Below are 19,439 nucleotides of genomic sequence, written 5' to 3'. Positions count from 1 at the left end.
ATTCCATTGCTAGTTCGCTGCTCTTGAAACACGCAGCAACGCGCCGTCATCCTCATCCGTGGTGATCAGCAGCGCCCCATCCGGCGCGACGACGACGTCGCGCAGTCGCCCGAAATCACCTTTGAGCATGCGTTCTCGCTCGAGCACCTTGCCACTGCTGTCGCGATCGAGACGCGAAAGCAGCTCGAATTTCAGCGCCGTGACGAGGAAGTCGCCATTCCATTCGGGAAACATCTTGCCGCGATAGACGGCGATGGCGCCGGGCGCGATCGAGGGATCCCAATAGAAGATCGGCTGTTCCATTCCCTCTTTCGCCGTGCCGACCCCGATCTTGGTGCCGGAGTAATTGCGTCCATAGGAAATGACCGGCCAGCCATAATTCTCGCCCGCTTCCGGCGTGTTGATCTCGTCGCCGCCTCTGGCGCCGTGTTCGGCCGTATAGAGCTTGCCGTCCGCGGCATCGAAGGTGAGACCCTGGGGATTGCGATGGCCTTTCGACCAGATTTCCGGCAGGGCTCTGGCGCTATCCTTGAACGGATTGTCGGTGGGAATGCTGCCGTCGGCCCTGATGTGGATGATCGAGCCGGCATCATCATGAAAATCCTGGGCACGATCCTGCTCGCCACGGTCGCCGAGGCTGACGAACAGGCTGCCATCGCTGGCGATGGCGATGCGCGAGCCATATTGGATATTGCCGCGCGACAGCTTGTTCATCAGGAAGATGCGCTTCACGTCGGTCAGCCGTCGCTCGTCCGTCGACAGGACGGCACGAAAGACTGCCGTGCCGCTACCGCCATCCTCGGAAATGGACGCAGTGAAGAAAATGGTGCGGTTGCTGGCGAATTTCGGATCAAGGGCGAGGTCGAGCAGCCCGCCCTGGCCACGGGCATGGACTTCGGGCACCCCTGCGATGGGGTCGGACGCCTTGCCGTTGCGGATGATGCGCATGCTCCCCGGTCGTTCCGTCACGAGATAGGCGCCGTCCGGCAGGGCTTCCACGGCCCATGGGTGGTCGAGCCCGCTCGCGATGGTCTCGACCTTGACGGCAATTTTCTGCGTGTTGATAGTCTTGGCCGGATCGGCGAGGGCAGCGCTTGTCGCTGACAGAGCAGATGCTGCAAGGGCAATGAAAAGTCCTGTTCTGTGAAGACGCATCGATCCATTTCCTCCGTGGCAGGAATAACTTATGCAACGTGGGATAGGTGGATCAGGGTTCAAGCGCGCCAGGGTGTCGATAACGTCATTGTGTCCATGGAGGCGGTGTCACCCGCCGTCGCCGGTATTTGCGATATAGCGCATCGACCCAGGTATGATGGCGTCATCATCCAAAACGTGGCTTTCTCCCCGAGCGGTGCGGTCGATGATTACGCGATAAAAGTGTGAATGGCACACTTCTGCCAGATCGAATTGGATGCCGAAGGAATTTCGCGACGCTAATTTATGGCGGTTGAGATATAGGCTGATATGACTGATTTGAATGAAGTATTTTGGGTGAATTGAGAGATTGAATCAGGCCCTTCATAAAGTGATTCAATCGTCGAGCGGCCTGTTTGCTGCTACCCATCTTCCGCTATTCATTTCAGCCTGGGCGTGTGGTGAGGCTTTCTTCTGGAGAACGGCGGGCAACGGCTGCCCAACGCCAACGTGTGGCGCGCTGTCTACGGTCGCGCGAAATAACGTCACCGTGACGCCTTTCTGCTTGAAACGGCGGCCTACATTCGACATAGAGCTTAGCGCAGAAATCTGGTCCACAGGCTTTCTGCCCATTTCAACCGAATAGGACCGATCATCATGGCCTTTCTTGCCGACGCCCTTTCCCGTGTAAAGCCTTCTGCCACCATCGCCGTTTCCCAGAAAGCGCGCGAGTTGAAAGCAAAAGGACGCGACGTGATCGGCCTCGGCGCCGGCGAGCCTGATTTCGATACGCCCGACAATATCAAGGCTGCCGCCATCGACGCAATCAACCGCGGCGAGACGAAGTATACGCCGGTTGCCGGCATCCCGGAACTGCGCAAGGCGATCGCCGCCAAGTTCAAGCGCGAGAACAATCTCGACTACGCTCCCGAGCAGACCATCGTCGGCACGGGCGGCAAGCAGATCCTGTTCAACGCCTTCATGGCGACCCTGAACGCCGGTGACGAGGTCATCATCCCGACGCCTTACTGGGTGTCCTACCCGGAAATGGTGGCGCTGTGCGGTGGCACTCCGGTTTTCGTCGAGACGACGCAGGCCAACGGCTTCAAGCTTCAGCCGGCCGATCTCGAAAAGGCGATCACGCCGAAGACCAAGTGGTTCATGTTCAACTCGCCGTCGAACCCGTCGGGTGCAGCCTATACGCATGCCGAGCTGAAGGCGCTGACGGACGTGCTGGTCAAGCATCCGCATGTCTGGATCCTGACTGACGATATGTATGAGCACCTGACCTATGGCGATTTCAAATTCGCCACGCCGGTCGAAGTCGAGCCAAGCCTTTATGATCGGACGCTGACGATGAACGGCGTTTCGAAGGCCTATGCCATGACCGGCTGGCGCATCGGCTATGCCGCCGGTCCGCTGGTGCTCATCAAGGCGATGGATATGATCCAGGGTCAGCAGACCTCGGGCGCAACGTCGATCGCGCAGTGGGCTGCCGTCGAAGCACTGAACGGTCCGCAGGATTTCATCCCGCGCAACAAGAAGATCTTCGAAGGCCGCCGCGACCTCGTTGTGTCGATGCTGAACCAGGCGAAGGGCATTTCCTGCCCGGTTCCGGAAGGCGCTTTCTACGTCTATCCGTCCTGCGCCGGCCTGATCGGCAAGATCGCTCCGACCGGCAAGGTCATCGAGACGGATGAGGATTTCGTGTCGGAACTGCTGGAATCGGAAGGTGTGGCCGTCGTCCATGGCTCCGCCTTCGGCCTCGGCCCGAACTTCCGCATATCCTATGCGACCTCTGAAGAGCTTCTCGAGGAAGCTTGCCGTCGTATCCAGCGCTTCTGCGGCGCTTGCAAGTAAGCAGCCTCAACCAAGACAAATCAGAAGGCCCGCCAGTGATGGCGGGCTTTTTGCGTTTACCGGCTTCAGAAGAGGTGCTGCTTCATCCCTTGATTCAAGTCTCTCTCAATCCGATTCCGCTCTTCGCCCTAACCCGCTGAAATCAGACTCAAAGTCCTAATATCGTCAGCATGATGAAGGTGGCGAAGAGGATGAAATGGGTCATGCCTTCGATGGCGTTGGTCTCGCCGTCGTTGAGGTTGATGGCGGCGGCGATAAGGGTGATCATGATCATCACGGTCTGCACCGGCGTCATGGCCATGATGAAGGGCTGGCCGGTATAGAGCGCGATCGCTTCCATGACCGGCACCGTGAGGATGACAGTCGAGAGCGAGGCGCCCATGGCGATGTTGATCGTCGCCTGCATGCGATTGCGCAGTGCCGAACGCAGCGCCGTCAGGATTTCCGGGGCGGCGGAAATGGTGGCGACGACGATCGCCGCAATGGCGGGTGGCGCGCCGCTATTCTTGAGGCCGACATCCATGAAGGCGGACATGAACTCGGCAAGTCCGCCGATCAGCACGACGCCGATCAGGATCGTGACGACGGAGGTGGTCGTCGATTCCGCGCCGTGATGGTCTTCCTCGACCCCTTGTTGTTTTTCGATGCGCGGATAGCTGTAGCTGAAGAAATAGCTGTGTTTGCCGACCTGCATCCGCAGGAAGAGCGCGTAGAGCGCGATCATCGCAAAGATGGTGAAGGCGGAATAATAGTGCCATTTCGCATCGGGGATGAATTCCGGCACGATCATCGAGATGCCCATGGCCGTCAGGATCATCACGCCATAGGATCTGCTGGAATCGTCATTATAGGCCTGCTCGCCATGCTTCAATCCGCCGATCAGTGCGGCGAGACCGATGATGCCGTTGATGTCGAGCATGACGGCGGAATAGATGGTGTCGCGCACCAGCGTTGGCGAGCTTTCGCCACCCATCAGGATTGCCAGCATGATGACTTCGACCGCGACGGCCGATAGCGTCAGGATCATCGTACCGTAGGGATCGCCGACTTTCGTGGCAAGGATTTCGGCGTGATGGGCGACGCGCATCGAGACAAGGATGATGGTGGCAATCAGTGCCACGGCTGCCAGCATCGATGCTGCCCGCCCCATCTCCAGCACGGAATGTTCGCAGAGATAGGCAATCACCGCGATTGCCAATGCGATGATCAGGAATTTCTCCTGCTTCAGCCAATTCGATATAGCCAAGGTCCCCACCTCTCGCGCCGATTCATTTTCGCACTCTAAACCAATGATTTCTCACATCAAGCACATCCCAGGACGACAAAATTTGCAGTCGACGGCGTTTAATGGAATACTGCTCTAATAGGTCTGCCCAATAAAATGTCGCGGCATCCTCGATACTCGTCTCAGATGGACCGCGGTCCTGCCGGGTGCGCCCGGCTCTCAAGGTCTTGGCAGATGAGAAGGAGGATATGCATGGTCAAGGTCACATACGAAATTGTGCCGCATGATGGTGGTTGGGCGTACCGTTTGGGGGGTGTCTATTCCGAGGCGTTTCCCACCCATTCAGAAGCCGTGGAGGCAGCCCGGATCGTAGCGGCCGAACAGCAGGTCGGCGGCGATTCCGCCGAGATCAGTTGGCAGGATGAAAGGGGCAAGTGGCACGAGGAATATGCCGATGGCGGCGATCGCCCGGAAACGGAAGTGGTCGACGGCAAGGCGCATTTCCCGCCGGTCGATACGGCGCCAGGCGCCTAGTTACGAATATAATCCAGCAGCCCGGCTACCAGCGCATCAAAGGTCACGCGACAGCGCGGCGATGTCTTGAGGTTTTCATGCATGGCGACCCAGGTGTCGAGCGGCAGTTCCATCTCGGGCAATAGCCGAACCAGATTCCCATCCCTTTTCGCAAGCGGCACCTGATAGAAGCCGATGCCGATGCCGGCGCGCAAGGCGTTGTGCAGGGCGATGCTGTGATCCGACTTGAAGGCGAAGGAGATGCCGTCGAGCAGGGGATAGCGCTTCATCATGGTGCGGATGTAAGCGGTCTGGCGGTCGAAGCCGATCAGCTTGTGCTGGCGTAGCTCCGCAATGCTCTTCGGCTCGCCATGTCGTTCGAGATAATGATGATGGGCGAACAGGCCAAGAGGGATCGAGCCGATATGACGCGCCAGTAGCGCATCCTGCGCGGGCGCCACCATGCGCACGGCGATGTCGGCCTCACGCTGCAACAGGTCTTCGACGGCATCCGAGGCGGACAGTTCGATGGTGAGGTCGGGATATGCTGCCTGCAGCCCGGCCAGAATCGGCGGCAGGACTTCCACGCCGATGACCTCGCTGGCGCTGATGCGCACCGTACCGTTGACGCGGTCGCGCGAACCGGTTGCGGCGCGGAGAAGGGCGGCGGCGGTGCTGGCCAGTGTTTCCGCGTAGGGTTTCAAGGCGAGGGCTGCGTCCGTCGGCAGAAGACCTTGCTGCGAGCGGGTAAACAGCTCGGCACCGACGGCGTCTTCCAGCGCATCGATGTGACGACCGATGGTCGGCTGAGTGAGGCCCAGGTCTCGGGCGGCAGCCGAAAGCGAGCCGTGACGTAGCACAGCGAGGAAGGTGCGGTAGAAATCCCAGCTTGGTTCCAATGTAGTCATAAATTTTTGTATAGCATATGCAGGTTTTTCGGCAATTTCGTTTATTGCCGGCGCACGGCATAGTCACGTCATCAAAGTGATGGAGATGACGATGACTGAGCAGATGGAAAATGGAAAGACCGCCCTCGTATTGGGTGCCACTGGCGGTATCGGTGGCGCTGTTGCGCGGGGGCTCGCCACTCGCGGCTGGCGCGTCCGGGCGCTGAACCGCAATGCAGCCGAGGCTGCGCGTCGTGAACCCGGTTTCGACTGGATACAGGGCGATGCGATGCAGGCAAGCGATGTGCTGAAGGCGGCGGAAGGGGCGGAGCTGATCGTGCATGCGGTCAACCCGCCCGGCTATCGCAACTGGGGGCAACTGGTGCTGCCGATGCTCGACAGCACGATTGCGGCGGCGAGGGCGGTCGGCGCGCGGATTGTGCTGCCGGGAACCGTCTATAATTTCGGGCCGGATGTCCTTCCCGACGTGACCGAGGAAAGCCCGCAGCGTCCCCGGACGCGCAAGGGAGCGATCCGCGTCGAAATGGAGCGACGTCTGAAGGCGGCGGCCGAGAGCGGCACGCCAGTCATCATCCTTCGCGCCGGGGACTTCTTTGGCCACCATGGCGCTAACGGCTGGCTGTCGCAGGCCATTGTGAAGCCGGGAAAGCCGGTGACGTCGATAACCTATCCGGGCAAGGCGGGTGTCGGCCATCAATGGGCCTATCTGCCCGATGTCGCGGAGACGATGATCCGGCTGATCGAGAAGGGCGATGCGCTTCCGGCCTTTGCGGTCTATCACATGCGCGGCCATTGGGACGGTGATGGCCGGCAGATGATCGGCGCGATCGAGCGCGCGGTTGGACATAAGGTGAAAGTGAAGGCTTTTCCCTGGTGGGTGCTGCCTCTTGCCGCACCCTTCGTGCCGCTCATGAAGGAACTTCGCGAGATGCGTTATCTCTGGAATGTGCCGTTGCAAATGAGAAATGACAAGCTCGTGGCCGTGCTTGGTGAGGAGCCGCATACCCCGATCGATGAGGCGGTGAAGGCAAGCCTGGTCGGAATAGGCTGCTTGCCGGCGCGATGAGACCCGCCGTCAGGTCTGGAGCTCGGCGAGTGCGATCCTGGCGACTGTAAAATCCGACTCCGCGTTTTTCGTGTCGCCGTCGCTGAGGAACCATGTTGCTGAAAGGCCGGCATAGGCGATGATCCACCGCAGCAACCGCTTTGGCTCCAGCCCTGCTTCGGCACAGACGATCGGCAATTGCCGCTGCAGGCGGCCTGGGGCGGAGACGATGGGCAGTTCCGGATTGCAGAATGTATTGGCGAAGTCGTAGCCGCGTTCGCCATAAACGCGCTTCGGGTCGATGGCGAGCCAGCCGCGAGGGCCGAAATCCAAGATGTTCTCGTGGTGGATATCGCCATGAAGCACGGTAAGGTCCCGCTGATCCGTCAGCAGGCCCTGCGCCACGTCTGCGCAAGTGGCGAGCATGCCGCCGTGGGCGCGGGCGGCCGGCTCCAATTCGTGGAACCAACGGTCGAGTGGAACCAGATCGGACGGTAGTTCCGCCAGCCGTGGCGCATGTAGTTTCGCCGCCGTGCGGCACATGATCCGGCTTGCCTCGTCATCGCCGCCGTCCATTGCCATCGTCAGCAGCGAGCCTGGCCCGGTCGCCCGTTCCAGAAGTGCGGCGTCGTCGTCATGTTGATAGACGTAGGCGGCTCCGTCGCCATCCCACCAACCCAAGACCCGATTGCCGAATTTTTCGTCGATGTTGAGCGCGACCTTCAGCATGGCGGGCTTGTCCCGCCAGATGACCGGCAGGAGATTGCTGGAATGGGTGATGATGGGCTTGCCATCGGCGGTGAGCGACCAGCGGTCGATATAGGGGGCGAACATGCCTTCGACTTTAGCTTTCATCGTTCAAAAAGAAACCCCGCCTTGCGGCGGGATTTCTGCATCATACCGGAGCTTGTTGGCGTTACGCCACTTCGTCCAGGGTCGGATAGTCTGCATAGCCCTTTCCGCCGCCGCCATAGAGCGTTGCCTGGTCGAGGGTGTTGAGCGGGGCATTCTCCTTCAGCCGGCGCACGAGATCCGGATTGGAGATGAAGGGTTTGCCGAAGGCGACGACGTCGGCCCTGCCGCTGTCGACTGTTTCAATCGCCATTTGACGATCGTAACCATTGTTGAGCATCCAGCCTGCCTTGCCGCCCGCCGCCTTGTAGGCAGCGTGCAGGGCGTCGTAGTCGAAGGGCAGGAAGTCACGCGCGCCGCCGGTCTGGCCCTCGACGACGTGGATATAGGCGAGATCGTACTTCGCCAAACCTTCTATGACGTAGGTGAAGAGCGCCTGCGGGTGCGGATCGCTGGAATCGCCAGACGGCGTTACCGGCGAGATGCGGATCGCGGTGCGGCCGGCACCGATTTCCTTGGTCACAGCGTCGACAACCTCAAAGAGGAAGCGAGCGCGGTTCTCGATCGAGCCGCCATACTGGTCAGTGCGGTCGTTGACATCAGCGCGGAGGAACTGGTCGATGAGATAACCGTTGGCGGCATGGATTTCGACGCCGTCGAAACCGGCGTCAATCGCGGCGCGTGCAGCCTTGCGATAGTCCTCGACGATCCCTGGAAGCTCGGCGGTCTCGAGTGCGCGTGGCTCGGAAGTGTCGGCGAAGCCGCTGGTGCCGTCATTGTGGACGAGGTAGGTCTTGGCCTTGGCGGTCCTGGAGGTCGAGGACACCGGCTTACCGTCGTTCGGCTGCAGGCTGGTGTGGGAAATGCGGCCCACATGCCACATCTGCACGACAATCTTGCCGTCATTGGCATGCACGGCATCGGTCACTTTCTTCCAGCCGTCGAGGGCTTCCCTGGTATAGAGGCCGGGTACGTCGGCATAGCCCTGACCTTGATGCGTGATGGCGGTCGCTTCGGTGATGATCAGGCCTGCGGTGGCGCGCTGGGCATAGTATTTGACGTTCAGATCGTTCGGAACGGCATTGGGAGAGCGGTTGCGCGTCAGCGGCGCCATGACGATGCGGTTGGCGATAGAGATGTCGCCAAGTTTTGTCGGGTCGAAGAGTTTGGTCATTGGGGGTCCTTTTTCTATGCGGGGTGACGGGTGGGAGAGGGGCTGAGATGGAGGTCGTCGTAGTCGGCGAGCCGACGGCAAAGGAGCTCGACGCGAGGGCGCAGAGGGCCAAAGCTAATGTCAGAGCTCCTCCTGCAGGGTCGCGAGGAATTCAGCGATGGTTTCCTCGTTGCGCTTGTAGAAAATCCATTGGCCGAGGCGCTTGGTGGTCACCAGATCGGCGCGCTGCAGCGTGCCGAGATGAGCAGATACGGTGGATTGCGACAGACCGCAGCGCTCGAACTGGCTGGCGCAAACGCCAAGCTCCAGCGGGTGTTCCTGTGTCGGAAAATGCGCGTGTGGGTCTTTGAGGTGATTGAGGATTTCGAGCCTGGCCGGATGGGCCAATGCCTTCAGTATCTCAGTCCTGTCCATCGGGTTTGCCTCACGAATATCGAAAGTAGACGATTTATGTATCGTCGTTTTTCGATATATCAAGGTGCGTCGCCAGATATTATTTTTGTGCGGCGCATTTTAATGCGCGCTCAAAAAATAGGCAAAAAAAGAGGGCCACTGGAATAAACCAGGGCCCTATAGGTATGAAGGTTAAAAACCTCCAGAGGGGAACAGCCAATGCGGTGGAACTGGGAGGAAAAGCCACCATGTGCATCAGCTGTGGGCGTTATGATGCTAATTTGTGCAATGCGCAATGCTTTTTTGTGCATGGCAGTTATGCGTTTGCGACGTCTGGCGCAAAAAGGCAAAAAAAAGGGCCACCGGAGTAAACCAGGGCCCTATAGGTATGAAGGTTAAAAACCTCCAGAGGGGAACAGCCAATGCGGTGGAACTGGGAGGAAAAGCCACCGTGTGCATCAGCTATGTGCGATATGGTAGTTAAATGGGCATGCTTCAACTCTATTTTATGCATATCAGCTATGCATAATGCGTATGACTGATATATTAGATGGAAAAAGAGTTGAGTTTACAACCATTTAGATTGGATCAGAAGTTCCAGTTCCGTGCCTTCGCAACGACAAAATCGCGGAAAACTTTAAGTTTTGCCGCATTTTTCATCTCGTCGGGATAGCAGAAATAAGTGTCGAAGGATGGCACGTCGGCATTGATCGCGAGCTGAATCAAGCCGGGGTCACGTCCCACAATATAGTCCGGCAGTACCGCGATGCCGATGCCGAGCAGGCAAGCGCGCTTGATCGAGGTCTGGCTGTTGATCTGTAGGTGCGGCAGACGCTTGTTGTCCGACGAGCGACCGGCGATTTCAAGCCAGTTGACGTCGAGAAGATAGTTCGGCGCGGGTTCGCCGAAACTGATGATGCGATGCTCGTCCAGGTCCTCGACCGACTGCGGTTCACCGTAGCGGTTGATGTAGGAAGGCGCGGCATAAACATGCATGTGCACGGTGAAGAGCTTGCGCTGGATCAGGTCCGACTGCTGCGGTTGGCGCAGGCGGATGGCGCAATCGGCGTGACGCATGTTCACGTCCAGCTCCTCATTGTCGAGGATGAGCTGGATCTGCATGTCGGGGTAAAGCTGCAGGAACTCCTGGATCTTATCCGTCAGCCAGCCCTGGCCGAGGCCCACCGTCGTCGTCACGCGCAGCTTGCCGCTCGGCTTGTCGGTCGTATCGGTCAATTGCATCTTGACCGTTTCGAGCTTCAGGAGAACATCATGCGCGGTGCGGTAAAGCAATTCGCCCTGTTCGGTCAGGATCAGGCCGCGGGCATGGCGATGGAACAGCTTGATGCCGACATCCTGCTCGAGAGCGCTGACCTGGCGGCTGATGGCCGATTGGGACAGATGCAGTTTGTCGGCCGCGTGCGTGAACGATCCCGCTTCGGCAGCCGCGTGAAAAATACGCAGCTTGTCCCAGTCCAATGGCATGCCGCTTCCCCTCATCGGCTATATCACTCCGCAGCCACGGCGACGGGCATGTGCCCAGTCAAGTAACGTTCCGCCTCAAGCGCGGCCATGCAGCCCATCCCCGCTGCGGTGATCGCCTGTCGGAACGTATCGTCGGTCACGTCGCCGGCGGCATAGATGCCTTCGACGCTGGTCGCAGTCGAATCCGGTGCGGTCCAGAGATAGCCATTGTCTTTCAGCTTCAGCTTGCCCTTGAAAAGTTCGGTCGCCGGCGCATGGCCGATGGCGACGAAAATGCCGTCGATGGTCACGTCGGTGACGACGCCCGTGCGGGTGTCGCGCAAGCGCGAGCCGGAAACCGATGGTGGCATCGGCGGCTTGGCCGGCGTGCCGGTGATTTCGGCGACTTCGGTGTTCCAGAGAATCTTGACATTCGGCTTGGCGAACAGGCGCTCCTGCAGGATCTTTTCGGCGCGGAAGGAATCGCGGCGATGCACCACTGTCACCGACTTGGTGATGTTGGAGAGATAGAGCGCTTCCTCGACGGCGCTGTTGCCGCCGCCGACCACGATCACATCCTTGTTGCGATAGAAAAAGCCGTCGCAGGTGGCGCAGGCCGAGACGCCAAAGCCCTGGAAATGCTGTTCGGTCTCGATGCCGAGCCACTTGGCCTTGGCGCCGGTCGCGATGATCAGCGTATCGGCCGTCCAGACCTGGCCGCTATCGGTGCGCGCAACGAAGGGGCGCTGATTGGTGTCGACTTCGGTCACGAGGTCGTTGACGATCTCGGCGCCGACATGCTGGGCCTGCTGCAGCATCTGCTCCATCAGCCAAGGGCCCTGGATCGGATCGGCAAAGCCCGGATAGTTTTCGACATCCGTGGTGATCATCAGCTGACCGCCCTGTTCCATGCCGGCGATCAGGACCGGCTCCAGCATGGCGCGCGCCGCGTAGACGGCAGCCGTATAACCGGCGGGGCCGGAACCGATGATGAGCACCTTGGTGTGGCGGGCGGGCATAGTTAAGTCCTTTCAATCTCAGCGCGTCGTGAATTGCAGCTTCAAACGGGCGAAGCGGGCGATTTCACGATCTGCTGACCCATTTATGATTGCCGCATGCATTTATTCAAGGGCAGCCTTGCATTACCAACAGGGCAAATCTGCTTTGTGTAAGATTCGGTTACTCAAGCGAAACTTTCTTGCGAATTTCCTCGCTTTATATAGAAGCTGGCGATGGGGAATTAAAGAAAGGCAATAAAAGTGCTGCGAGCTGAACTCGACGCCATCGATATCAAGATTTTGCGGGAACTCCAGCGCGACGGGCGCATGACCAATGTCGAGCTGGCCGATCGAGTCGGCATCTCCGCGCCGCCCTGTCTGCGCCGGGTGCGTAAGCTGGAAGAAGCCGGCATCATCGAGGGCTATCACGCCATGCTGAACAGCCCGAGACTCGGGTTTGATCTCGTTGCTTTCTGCATGGTCGGTCTCAAGCATCAGTCGGAGGCCAATCTTAAGGCTTTCGCCAGCGCCACGGCGGAGTGGCCGCTGGTGCGCCAGGCATGGATGGTGTCCGGCGACAGCGATTTCCTGCTGCATTGCGTTGCCGAAAATCTCACCCACTTCCAGGATTTCGTCATCGAAGTCCTGACGGCCAACGAGCATGTCGATACGGTCCGCACCATGTTGACCATCCGGCAGGTGAAGAAACTCGGTCTCGTGGAGCTCTAAGGACATGGCGGACCGCCCCTGGCACCGAACATTGATCAAGATGGGTGCCCGCGTGCTGCTTGGCAGCTCACGCGCTCACGCACAAGACTGGTTTCCGGGTCTCAATATCGTGCGCAAGAGTGGCGCGGGGGAGGTGTTCTACCACCGCGCCAAGATCGCCGATCTCTCGGATAGTGATTGGTTGCGCGAAAGGGCGGGTGAAATCATCCATATCGTTGGCTCCGGCCCATCGATCCGCGACAGCGATCTGACGGGGCTGGAGACGAATAGTGCCATCCTGCTGAACGGCGCGATCGGGTTGATCGGCGAGCAGATTGCCTCGCCACTTGCTGTTGCCGTGGAGGATGAGCGTTTCGTCTGGCGGCATTCGGAGATGATGCGGCGCAGGATCAAGCCCGGCACGGTCTGCCTGTTTTCAATCCCCGTGCTGCGGGCGATTTCGGAGCTGGACAGCCGTTGGTTGTCGGATAAGGCAATCATTCTGATTGACAATATCAGTAAACCCTATGGCGCTCGGCGCCGCTTGATAGACGATATCAGAAAGCTCGATTTTGTACGGCTTAACGTAGCAGGCACCGCCGGTTTCTCCTTTGCGCCGGATCTGGGTGTTTTCCAGGGAGGCTCGGTTGCCGTGTCGGCGTTGCAGTTCGCGCTTTATTGCTCGCCCAAAACGATCGGTTTCCTCGGCATCGACATTTCCAATGCCGGTGAGCCACGTTTTTATGAGACGAGCGACGAAGCCGCCTTTTCCGGCATCGCCCGAGCCGAGGGCCGCATCCTGGAGCATCTTGTTCTGGCAAGGGAAATCGCCTCGGAGCGAGGTATGGCGTTTGTCAATTATTCGCCGGTTTCGGCATTGTTGAAACATGGGTTCGGCTATGACGACAGGTTCGCGGCCGCATCGACGATATGAGTTGCAGGGAACGGACGCATGGGTTGGCTGAAACCTAGGACTGCCGATGCCAAGAAATTGGCCATCGATCCGCCACGGCCCCAGGACGGCCGGCACGGGATCGCTATCGCCGTCTGCGTCAAGGATGAGGCGCGCTACATCGAGGAATGGGTGCGTTTCCATCGCGCCGTCGGCATTCGCCATTTCTATATCTACGACAACGGTTCGACGGATGAGACCCTGGCAATTCTGCGCGGCCTGCTCGACGCCGATACGTTGACCATCATCCCCTGGGCCGGGCGGATGAAAGATGTGGCCACCGGAACGACGTTGAACGGCCAGGTCATCGTCTTTGCCCATGCCATCCTCAATTTCGGTGGCGCCTACCGCTGGATGGCCTTCATCGATGTCGACGAATTTCTGCTGCCGAAGGTAGGGCGCACGGTCGAGCAGGCACTCGAAGCTGTCGGCGATTTCCCGAATGTCTCGCTGCCGTGGCACATGTTTGCCACCAGCGGCCATGAGACGCCGCCCGACGGCCCGCTGGCGCTGAATTATGCGATGCGCGGCGCCGATCCGATGACCGATAAGGAAGATGTCCGCAATTTCAAATGCATCGTCGATCCCTGCGAGGTGACGGAAGTCAGCGTGCATCAATTCCAGACCCGCGAATTCGGAGATCTCACAGCCAACGATGCCGGCAAGCGCTTCACGCGCCGAGCGCGGAAATCGCCGGCATTCTATTCGAACCGTTTTCTGCAGCTCAATCACTATTACACCAAGTCCCGCGAGGAGCTGATGGCGAAGCTGGCGCGTGGATGGGCCTACGATACTTCGCCGACCAAATATCGGGACAAGGTTCTGGCGATCGTCAAAAGCATCGAGGAGGATGTGGTCGAGGATCGCGCGATGATCAATTTCATCGAGCGCAACCGCATCGACCTTGGTCAGTAGCCTGGCGGCTCAGCTGAGCAATTGCCGATAGACATCGCCGATAGCCGTCGCTTCCTTTTCCAGGGCGAATTCGCTGCGGACGTGGCGCACGGCATTTTCACCCTGTTGGAGCGCCTGTTCCGGATTGGCCAGATAGAAGGCGATTGCCTTCGTCAGCGCCTCGCCATCACCGGCGGGCACGATAGCGCCGGTTTCTCCCGGCGCGACAAGCTCGGCGTAGGCGCCGGCGTCGGAGGCGACGACGACGGTGCGCGAGGCCATGGCCTCCAGCGGCGTCAGGCCAAAACCTTCATTGCGGGAAGGGGCGACATAAAGCGTCGTGCGGCGATACCAGGGCCTGACATCATCGACTTCGCCGAGAAAGCGGATACGGTCGGCAAGGCCGGCGGCGGTTACCATCTTTACCAAGTCGTCGGCAAAGCCGCGATGCTCTGTGGTCACGCGGCCGCAGATGACCGCAGTCCAGTCCGGATAGAGCGGCAGAAGCTCGATCATCGCCTTGACGAAGAGATCGGTGCCTTTCTGGTGGCGGACGCGGCCGAAGCAGCCGACCAGATAGGTGCCGGGCAGGCCGGTGGCGGCCATGCGGTCGTCGGGCACTTCCGGCGGATGGAACAGGTTGAGGTCGACACCATGCTGGATGACGGTATGCGGCACCTCAAGGAAGCTGCCGGAGCGGGTGCTGGTGGCGATCACCGCGTCCATGCGGCGGATCAGCCAGCGCGTATAGCCTGTGTGGCGGCGCTGGGCGGCCGAGGTGAAGACCAGTTTCAGCGGCATGCGCAGCACGGAGCGCAGAAGCAATCCGACCAGCATCTCGTTGTTGCGGCGGGCATGCCAGACGCGGGCGCGATGGCGACGTGGCTTCGTCCAGAGACCCGGAAGCCGAGCCCAGCCGAGCCTCGGCAAATCTTCCGGCAAGCCCGGGCCGAGCGTGACGATATGGCAGCCAAGCTCGATCTGCTTCGGAATCAGTTGCACGATCGTGGAAGTAACGCCGGAGAGCCGGCGTTTGAAGTTCGTCGCGATGACCTCGATCTCGCTGATATCGCTTGAGTGCGATGTGTCGCGGTCACGCACGGGCGATCAGCCCCAGGTGATGGAGAGGATTCCATAGGCCTTGGCGCCGCCGGGAGCGTTGACCTCAATGGAATCGCCAACTTCCTTGCCGATCAGCGCGCGGGCGATCGGCGACGAAATCGAGATGCGACCGGCCTTCACGTCGGCTTCCTGGTCGCCAACGATCTGATAGTTCTTCTCTTCTTCGGTGTCCTCGTCGACGAGCTTTACCTTGGCGCCGAACTTGACCGTCGAGCCGGACATCTTGGAGAGGTCGATGACCTCGGCGCGTGCCGTCAGGTCTTCGAGTTCGCCGATGCGGCCTTCATTGTGGCTCTGGGCTTCCTTGGCGGCGTGGTACTCGGCGTTTTCGGAGAGGTCGCCATGGGCGCGGGCTTCGGAAATCGCTTCGATGATTCGCGGGCGCTCGTTCTGCTGACGCCAGCGCAGTTCTTCCTGCAGCTTGACGAACCCGTTCTGTGTCATCGGTACCTTTTCAACCATTTTTCTTGTCCTTCACTCCCTGTGTTGCTCTGTCGCAGACACAAAAGAAAACAGGTCCCGAAGCGGTACTTCGGAACCATGTAGAGCCATTATTTTGTCATCTATAGCAGATTGCGACAGCCGATTTCCAGAAAATTCGGTGACTTTTGGCGAGGTTGGTCGTGGTCCACACTCGCCAAAGCCTGTTTTGCACAACCAACGATCAGCAGCTGGGAAGTAGTGGCCGTGGCCTTCGCTTGCCTTAGAAATAGCTCTGCAAAGTCCGGACTTCGAGGCTGCCGGCCTTCAGTGCCTTGATCGCCATGGCGGCGGCTTCGGCGCCGGCCATGGTGGTGTAGTAAGGCACCTTCTGCATCAGCGTCGCGCGGCGCAGCGACTTCGAATCAGAGATCGCCTTGTTGCTGTCAGTCGTGTTGATGACGAGCTGGACCTGGCGGTTGCGGATGGCGTCCTCGATATGCGGACGACCCTCCAGCACCTTGTTGATCTTGGTGGCGGCAATGCCCTGCTCGGCCAGATAACGCTGCGTGCCGCCGGTCGCGAGCACCTTGAAGCCCAGCTCGGTCAGCATGCGGATGGCGGGCAGGACGCGCGGCTTGTCGTCGTCGCGAACGGAGACGAAGACCGTTCCGTCACGCGGTAGTTCGACGCCGGCGCCGAGCTGCGACTTGGCGAAGGCCAGCGCAAAATCCGTATCCAGGCCAATGACTTCGCCGGTCGAGCGCATTTCCGGTCCGAGCAGAATGTCGACGCCGGGGAAGCGGGCGAAGGGGAAGACGGCTTCCTTGACGGCGATGTGCTTCAGCTTGCGCGGATCGGGCTTTTCGCCATAGGCGGCAAAGACCGCATCCAGCTTTTCGCCGGCCATGACGCGAGCGGCGATCTTGGCGATCGGCGCGCCGATGGTCTTGGCGACGAAAGGCACGGTACGCGAAGCGCGCGGGTTGACTTCGAGCACGTAGACGATGCCGTCCTTGATGGCGAACTGCACGTTCATCAGGCCGCCGACGTTCAGCGCCTTGGCCATGGCCTTTGCCTGGCGTTCCAGCTCGTCGATCATGGCGGGCGACAGCGTGCGCGGCGGCAGCGAGCAGGCGCTATCGCCGGAGTGGATGCCGGCTTCCTCGATATGCTCCATGATGCCGGCAACGTAGACGTCGGTGCCGTCGGACAGGCAGTCGACATCGACTTCGATGGCGTTGGCGAGGTAGCTGTCGAACAGCAGCGGGTTCTTGCCGAGCAGCGTGTTGATCTGGCCGGTCTTGTCGTTCGGATAGCGCTGCTTGATGTCTTCTGGGACCAGTTCCGGCACGGTATCGAGCAGGTAGGTCTGCAACATGCCTTCCGAATGGATGATCTGCATGGCGCGGCCGCCGAGCACGTAAGACGGGCGCACGACCAGCGGGAAGCCGATCTCGGAGGCGACTAGGCGGGCCTGCTCCACCGAGTAGGCGATGCCGTTGTTCGGCTGGTTGAGGTCGAGCTTCATCAGCAGCTTCTGGAAGCGGTCGCGGTCTTCGGCAAGGTCGATCGCATCCGGGGCTGTGCCGAGGATCGGGATGCCGTTCTTTTCGAGCGCTTCGGCAAGCTTCAGCGGCGTCTGGCCGCCGAACTGCACGATGACACCGACGACTTCGCCGTTTTCCTGCTCTGCACGCAGGATTTCGATCACGTCTTCGGCCGTCAGCGGCTCGAAATAGAGCCGGTCCGAGGTGTCGTAGTCGGTCGAAACGGTTTCCGGGTTGCAGTTGATCATGATTGCTTCATAGCCGGCATCCTTCAGCGCGAAGGCGGCATGGCAGCAGCAATAGTCGAACTCGATGCCCTGGCCGATACGGTTCGGGCCGCCGCCGAGGATGACGACCTTCTTGCGGTCGGAGACCTGCGCTTCCGAGCGGGCGGCGCCAACGAAGGGCGTTTCATAGGTCGAATACATATAGGCCGTCGGCGAGGCGAATTCGGCCGCACAGGTGTCGATGCGCTTGAAGACGGGGCGGACGTTCAGGGCGTTGCGCCGCTCCGCCACTTCCTTCGGCCGCTTGCCGGTCAGCGTCGCCAGGCGCGCGTCGGAAAAGCCCATGGCCTTCAGCATGCGTAGGTTGGTTGCGTCTTCCGGCAGGCCATGCTCGCGGATGCGGGCTTCCATATCGACGATGTTTTTGAATTGCTCGATGAACCAGGGGTCGATTTTGCAGCCTTCATGCACTTCTTCCGGGGTCAGGCCGAGGCGCAGCGCCTGGGCAACCATGCGCAGGCGGTCCGGCGTCGGCGTGCCGATGGCGGCACGGATGGCGTTCCGGTTTCCTTCACCCTCTTCCGTGCCCGGGATTTCGATCTCGTCGAGGCCGGTGAGGCCGGTTTCGAGGCCACGGAGCGCCTTCTGCAGCGATTCCGCAAAGGTGCGGCCGATGGCCATGACTTCGCCGACCGACTTCATCGCAGTGGTCAGCACAGGCGAGGCGCCGGGGAATTTTTCGAAGGCGAAGCGCGGAATTTTCACGACGACATAGTCGATCGAGGGTTCGAACGAGGCCGGCGTTGCGCCGCCGGTGATGTCGTTTTCCAGTTCGTCCAGCGTATAGCCGACGGCAAGCTTGGCCGCGACCTTGGCGATAGGAAAGCCGGTTGCCTTCGAGGCCAGCGCGGAGGAGCGCGACACGCGCGGGTTCATTTCGATGACGACCAGACGGCCATCCTTCGGATTGACAGCGAACTGCACGTTCGAGCCGCCGGTCTCGACGCCGATCTCGCGCAGAACTGCGATCGAGGCGTTGCGCATGATCTGGTATTCTTTGTCGGTCAGCGTCAGTGCCGGCGCAACCGTGATTGAGTCGCCGGTGTGCACACCCATCGGGTCGATGTTTTCGATCGAGCAGATGATGATGCAGTTGTCCGCCGTGTCGCGGACCACTTCCATCTCGAATTCTTTCCAGCCGAGCACCGATTCTTCGACCAGCACTTCCGTGGTCGGCGAAGCATCGAGACCGCCACCGACGATTTCGAAGAATTCCGAACGGTTATAGGCAATGCCGCCGCCGGTGCCGCCGAGGGTGAAGGAGGGGCGAATGATGGCGGGCAAGCCGACATGATCGATCGCCTGCGCGGCAATTGCCATGGCATGGCTCATATAACGCTGCTTGCGGTCGCTCTCGCCGAGATTCCACTGGTTTTCCAGCTCGTCGAGCGCCTTGTCGAGATTGGCGCCGGAAAGGGAGGCCTTCAGCTTGCTGCGCTCGGCTTCATGCGTCTTGCGGTCGGCATCCTTGATGTCGGTGGCGTTGGCCAGCATCGAGCGCGGCGTTTCGAGGCCGATGCGGGCCATGGCTTCGCGGAAGAGGGCACGGTCTTCGGCCATGTCGATTGCGGCCGGCTTGGCACCGATCATCTCGACATTGTAGCGGTCGAGCACACCCATGCGCTTCAGCGATAGCGCGGTGTTCAGCGCCGTCTGGCCACCCATGGTCGGCAGCAGCGCGTCCGGACGTTCCTTGGCGATGATCTTGGCAACCACTTCCGGCGTGATCGGCTCGACATAGGTCGCGTCCGCCAGGCCCGGATCGGTCATGATCGTCGCCGGGTTGGAGTTGACGAGGATGACGCGATAGCCTTCCTCCCGCAACGCCTTGCAGGCCTGTGTGCCGGAGTAATCGAATTCGCATGCCTGACCAATGACAATCGGTCCAGCACCGATGATGAGGATCGATTTGATATCTTGGCGCTTCGGCATGGGCTCAC

Annotated in this window: 17 protein-coding genes; 6 read left to right on the top strand and 11 right to left on the bottom strand. The window is 60.1% G+C overall.

Annotation, left to right across the window (positions count from 1 at the left end):
* Positions 1 to 9: 9 nt before the first annotated feature.
* Positions 10 to 1,155, bottom strand: a complete 1,146-nt coding sequence (locus EX00_RS08415) for a PQQ-dependent sugar dehydrogenase (RefSeq protein WP_052210689.1) — start codon at positions 1,153 to 1,155, stop codon at positions 10 to 12.
* Positions 1,156 to 1,791: 636 nt separating this feature from the next.
* On the opposite strand from EX00_RS08415, the gene EX00_RS08410 reads away from it, so the two are divergent.
* Entirely contained in the window at positions 1,792 to 2,994 is a 1,203-nt protein-coding gene (locus tag EX00_RS08410; protein ID WP_047456248.1) for a pyridoxal phosphate-dependent aminotransferase, read from the top strand.
* A gap of 148 nt (positions 2,995 to 3,142) precedes the next feature.
* Here EX00_RS08410 and EX00_RS08405 read toward each other — a convergent pair whose 3' ends face one another.
* The gene (locus EX00_RS08405) at positions 3,143 to 4,240 is read right to left on the bottom strand and encodes a calcium:cation antiporter (protein ID WP_047456247.1); all 1,098 of its coding nucleotides are present in this window, start codon (positions 4,238 to 4,240) and stop codon (positions 3,143 to 3,145) included.
* Between the two features lie 231 nt (positions 4,241 to 4,471).
* Here EX00_RS08405 and EX00_RS08400 point away from each other — a divergent pair, with 231 nt between their 5' ends.
* Entirely contained in the window at positions 4,472 to 4,753 is a 282-nt protein-coding gene (locus tag EX00_RS08400; RefSeq protein WP_047456245.1) for a DUF2188 domain-containing protein, read from the top strand.
* On the opposite strand, the gene EX00_RS08395 is transcribed toward EX00_RS08400, so the two are convergent.
* Positions 4,750 to 5,640 (bottom strand): LysR family transcriptional regulator, encoded by an 891-nt coding sequence (locus EX00_RS08395; RefSeq protein WP_047456243.1) that lies wholly within the window; start codon positions 5,638 to 5,640, stop codon positions 4,750 to 4,752. The two genes, EX00_RS08400 and EX00_RS08395, sit on opposite strands and share 4 nt — an antisense overlap.
* Before the next feature lie 91 nt (positions 5,641 to 5,731).
* Between EX00_RS08395 and EX00_RS08390 the strand changes: the two genes are divergently transcribed.
* The gene (locus EX00_RS08390) at positions 5,732 to 6,706 is read left to right on the top strand and encodes an SDR family oxidoreductase (RefSeq protein ID WP_047456241.1); all 975 of its coding nucleotides are present in this window, start codon (positions 5,732 to 5,734) and stop codon (positions 6,704 to 6,706) included.
* Between the two features lie 9 nt (positions 6,707 to 6,715).
* Here EX00_RS08390 and EX00_RS08385 read toward each other — a convergent pair whose 3' ends face one another.
* The 5 genes from EX00_RS08385 to trxB all read right to left on the bottom strand — a co-directional run bounded on the left by EX00_RS08385 (position 6,716) and on the right by trxB (position 11,587).
* Positions 6,716 to 7,519, bottom strand: coding sequence for an aminoglycoside phosphotransferase family protein (locus tag EX00_RS08385; RefSeq protein ID WP_047456239.1), 804 nt, complete (start codon positions 7,517 to 7,519; stop codon positions 6,716 to 6,718).
* Positions 7,520 to 7,601: 82 nt separating this feature from the next.
* Complete coding sequence (locus EX00_RS08380) at positions 7,602 to 8,711, bottom strand: alkene reductase (protein ID WP_047456238.1); 1,110 nt, start codon at positions 8,709 to 8,711, stop codon at positions 7,602 to 7,604.
* Between the two features lie 120 nt (positions 8,712 to 8,831).
* Complete coding sequence (locus EX00_RS08375) at positions 8,832 to 9,125, bottom strand: ArsR/SmtB family transcription factor (RefSeq protein WP_047456236.1); 294 nt, start codon at positions 9,123 to 9,125, stop codon at positions 8,832 to 8,834.
* Between the two features lie 567 nt (positions 9,126 to 9,692).
* Positions 9,693 to 10,589: a LysR family transcriptional regulator VtlR gene (locus EX00_RS08370; RefSeq protein ID WP_047456234.1), complete on the bottom strand. Its 897-nt coding sequence runs from the start codon at positions 10,587 to 10,589 to the stop codon at positions 9,693 to 9,695.
* Between the two features lie 23 nt (positions 10,590 to 10,612).
* Positions 10,613 to 11,587 carry a thioredoxin-disulfide reductase gene (gene trxB, locus EX00_RS08365; protein WP_047456232.1) on the bottom strand — a complete coding sequence of 325 codons (975 nt, stop codon included), beginning with the start codon at positions 11,585 to 11,587 and terminating at the stop codon, positions 10,613 to 10,615.
* A 240-nt stretch (positions 11,588 to 11,827) separates the two neighbouring features.
* Here trxB and EX00_RS08360 point away from each other — a divergent pair, with 240 nt between their 5' ends.
* Genes EX00_RS08360 through EX00_RS08350 form a run of 3 tightly spaced genes read left to right on the top strand, consistent with a single transcriptional unit; the run spans position 11,828 to position 14,141 of the window.
* Complete coding sequence (locus EX00_RS08360) at positions 11,828 to 12,295, top strand: Lrp/AsnC family transcriptional regulator (protein WP_047456230.1); 468 nt, start codon at positions 11,828 to 11,830, stop codon at positions 12,293 to 12,295.
* A 4-nt stretch (positions 12,296 to 12,299) separates the two neighbouring features.
* Positions 12,300 to 13,208, top strand: a complete 909-nt coding sequence (locus EX00_RS08355; protein ID WP_047456229.1) for a glycosyl transferase — start codon at positions 12,300 to 12,302, stop codon at positions 13,206 to 13,208.
* 18 nt (positions 13,209 to 13,226) lie between these two features.
* Positions 13,227 to 14,141, top strand: a complete 915-nt coding sequence (locus EX00_RS08350; RefSeq protein ID WP_047456227.1) for a glycosyltransferase family 92 protein — start codon at positions 13,227 to 13,229, stop codon at positions 14,139 to 14,141.
* A gap of 9 nt (positions 14,142 to 14,150) precedes the next feature.
* Here the strand turns inward: EX00_RS08350 and EX00_RS08345 are convergent, their stop codons facing one another.
* From EX00_RS08345 to carB, 3 genes are all read right to left on the bottom strand, one after another.
* Positions 14,151 to 15,221 carry a glycosyltransferase family 4 protein gene (locus EX00_RS08345; RefSeq protein WP_047456225.1) on the bottom strand — a complete coding sequence of 357 codons (1,071 nt, stop codon included), beginning with the start codon at positions 15,219 to 15,221 and terminating at the stop codon, positions 14,151 to 14,153.
* A 6-nt stretch (positions 15,222 to 15,227) separates the two neighbouring features.
* A complete protein-coding gene (gene greA, locus EX00_RS08340; protein WP_047456224.1) occupies positions 15,228 to 15,704 on the bottom strand; it encodes a transcription elongation factor GreA in 477 nt (158 codons plus the stop codon).
* A 241-nt stretch (positions 15,705 to 15,945) separates the two neighbouring features.
* Positions 15,946 to 19,431 (bottom strand): carbamoyl-phosphate synthase large subunit, encoded by a 3,486-nt coding sequence (gene carB, locus EX00_RS08335; protein ID WP_047456222.1) that lies wholly within the window; start codon positions 19,429 to 19,431, stop codon positions 15,946 to 15,948.
* Between the last annotated feature and the right edge of the window lie 8 nt (positions 19,432 to 19,439).

Origin of the sequence: Martinezella rhizogenes (assembly GCF_000799715.1) — a bacterium.
GTDB classification, from domain to species: domain Bacteria; phylum Pseudomonadota; class Alphaproteobacteria; order Rhizobiales; family Rhizobiaceae; genus Rhizobium; species Rhizobium rhizogenes_C.
This window is presented reverse-complemented; position numbering and strand designations above follow the sequence as displayed.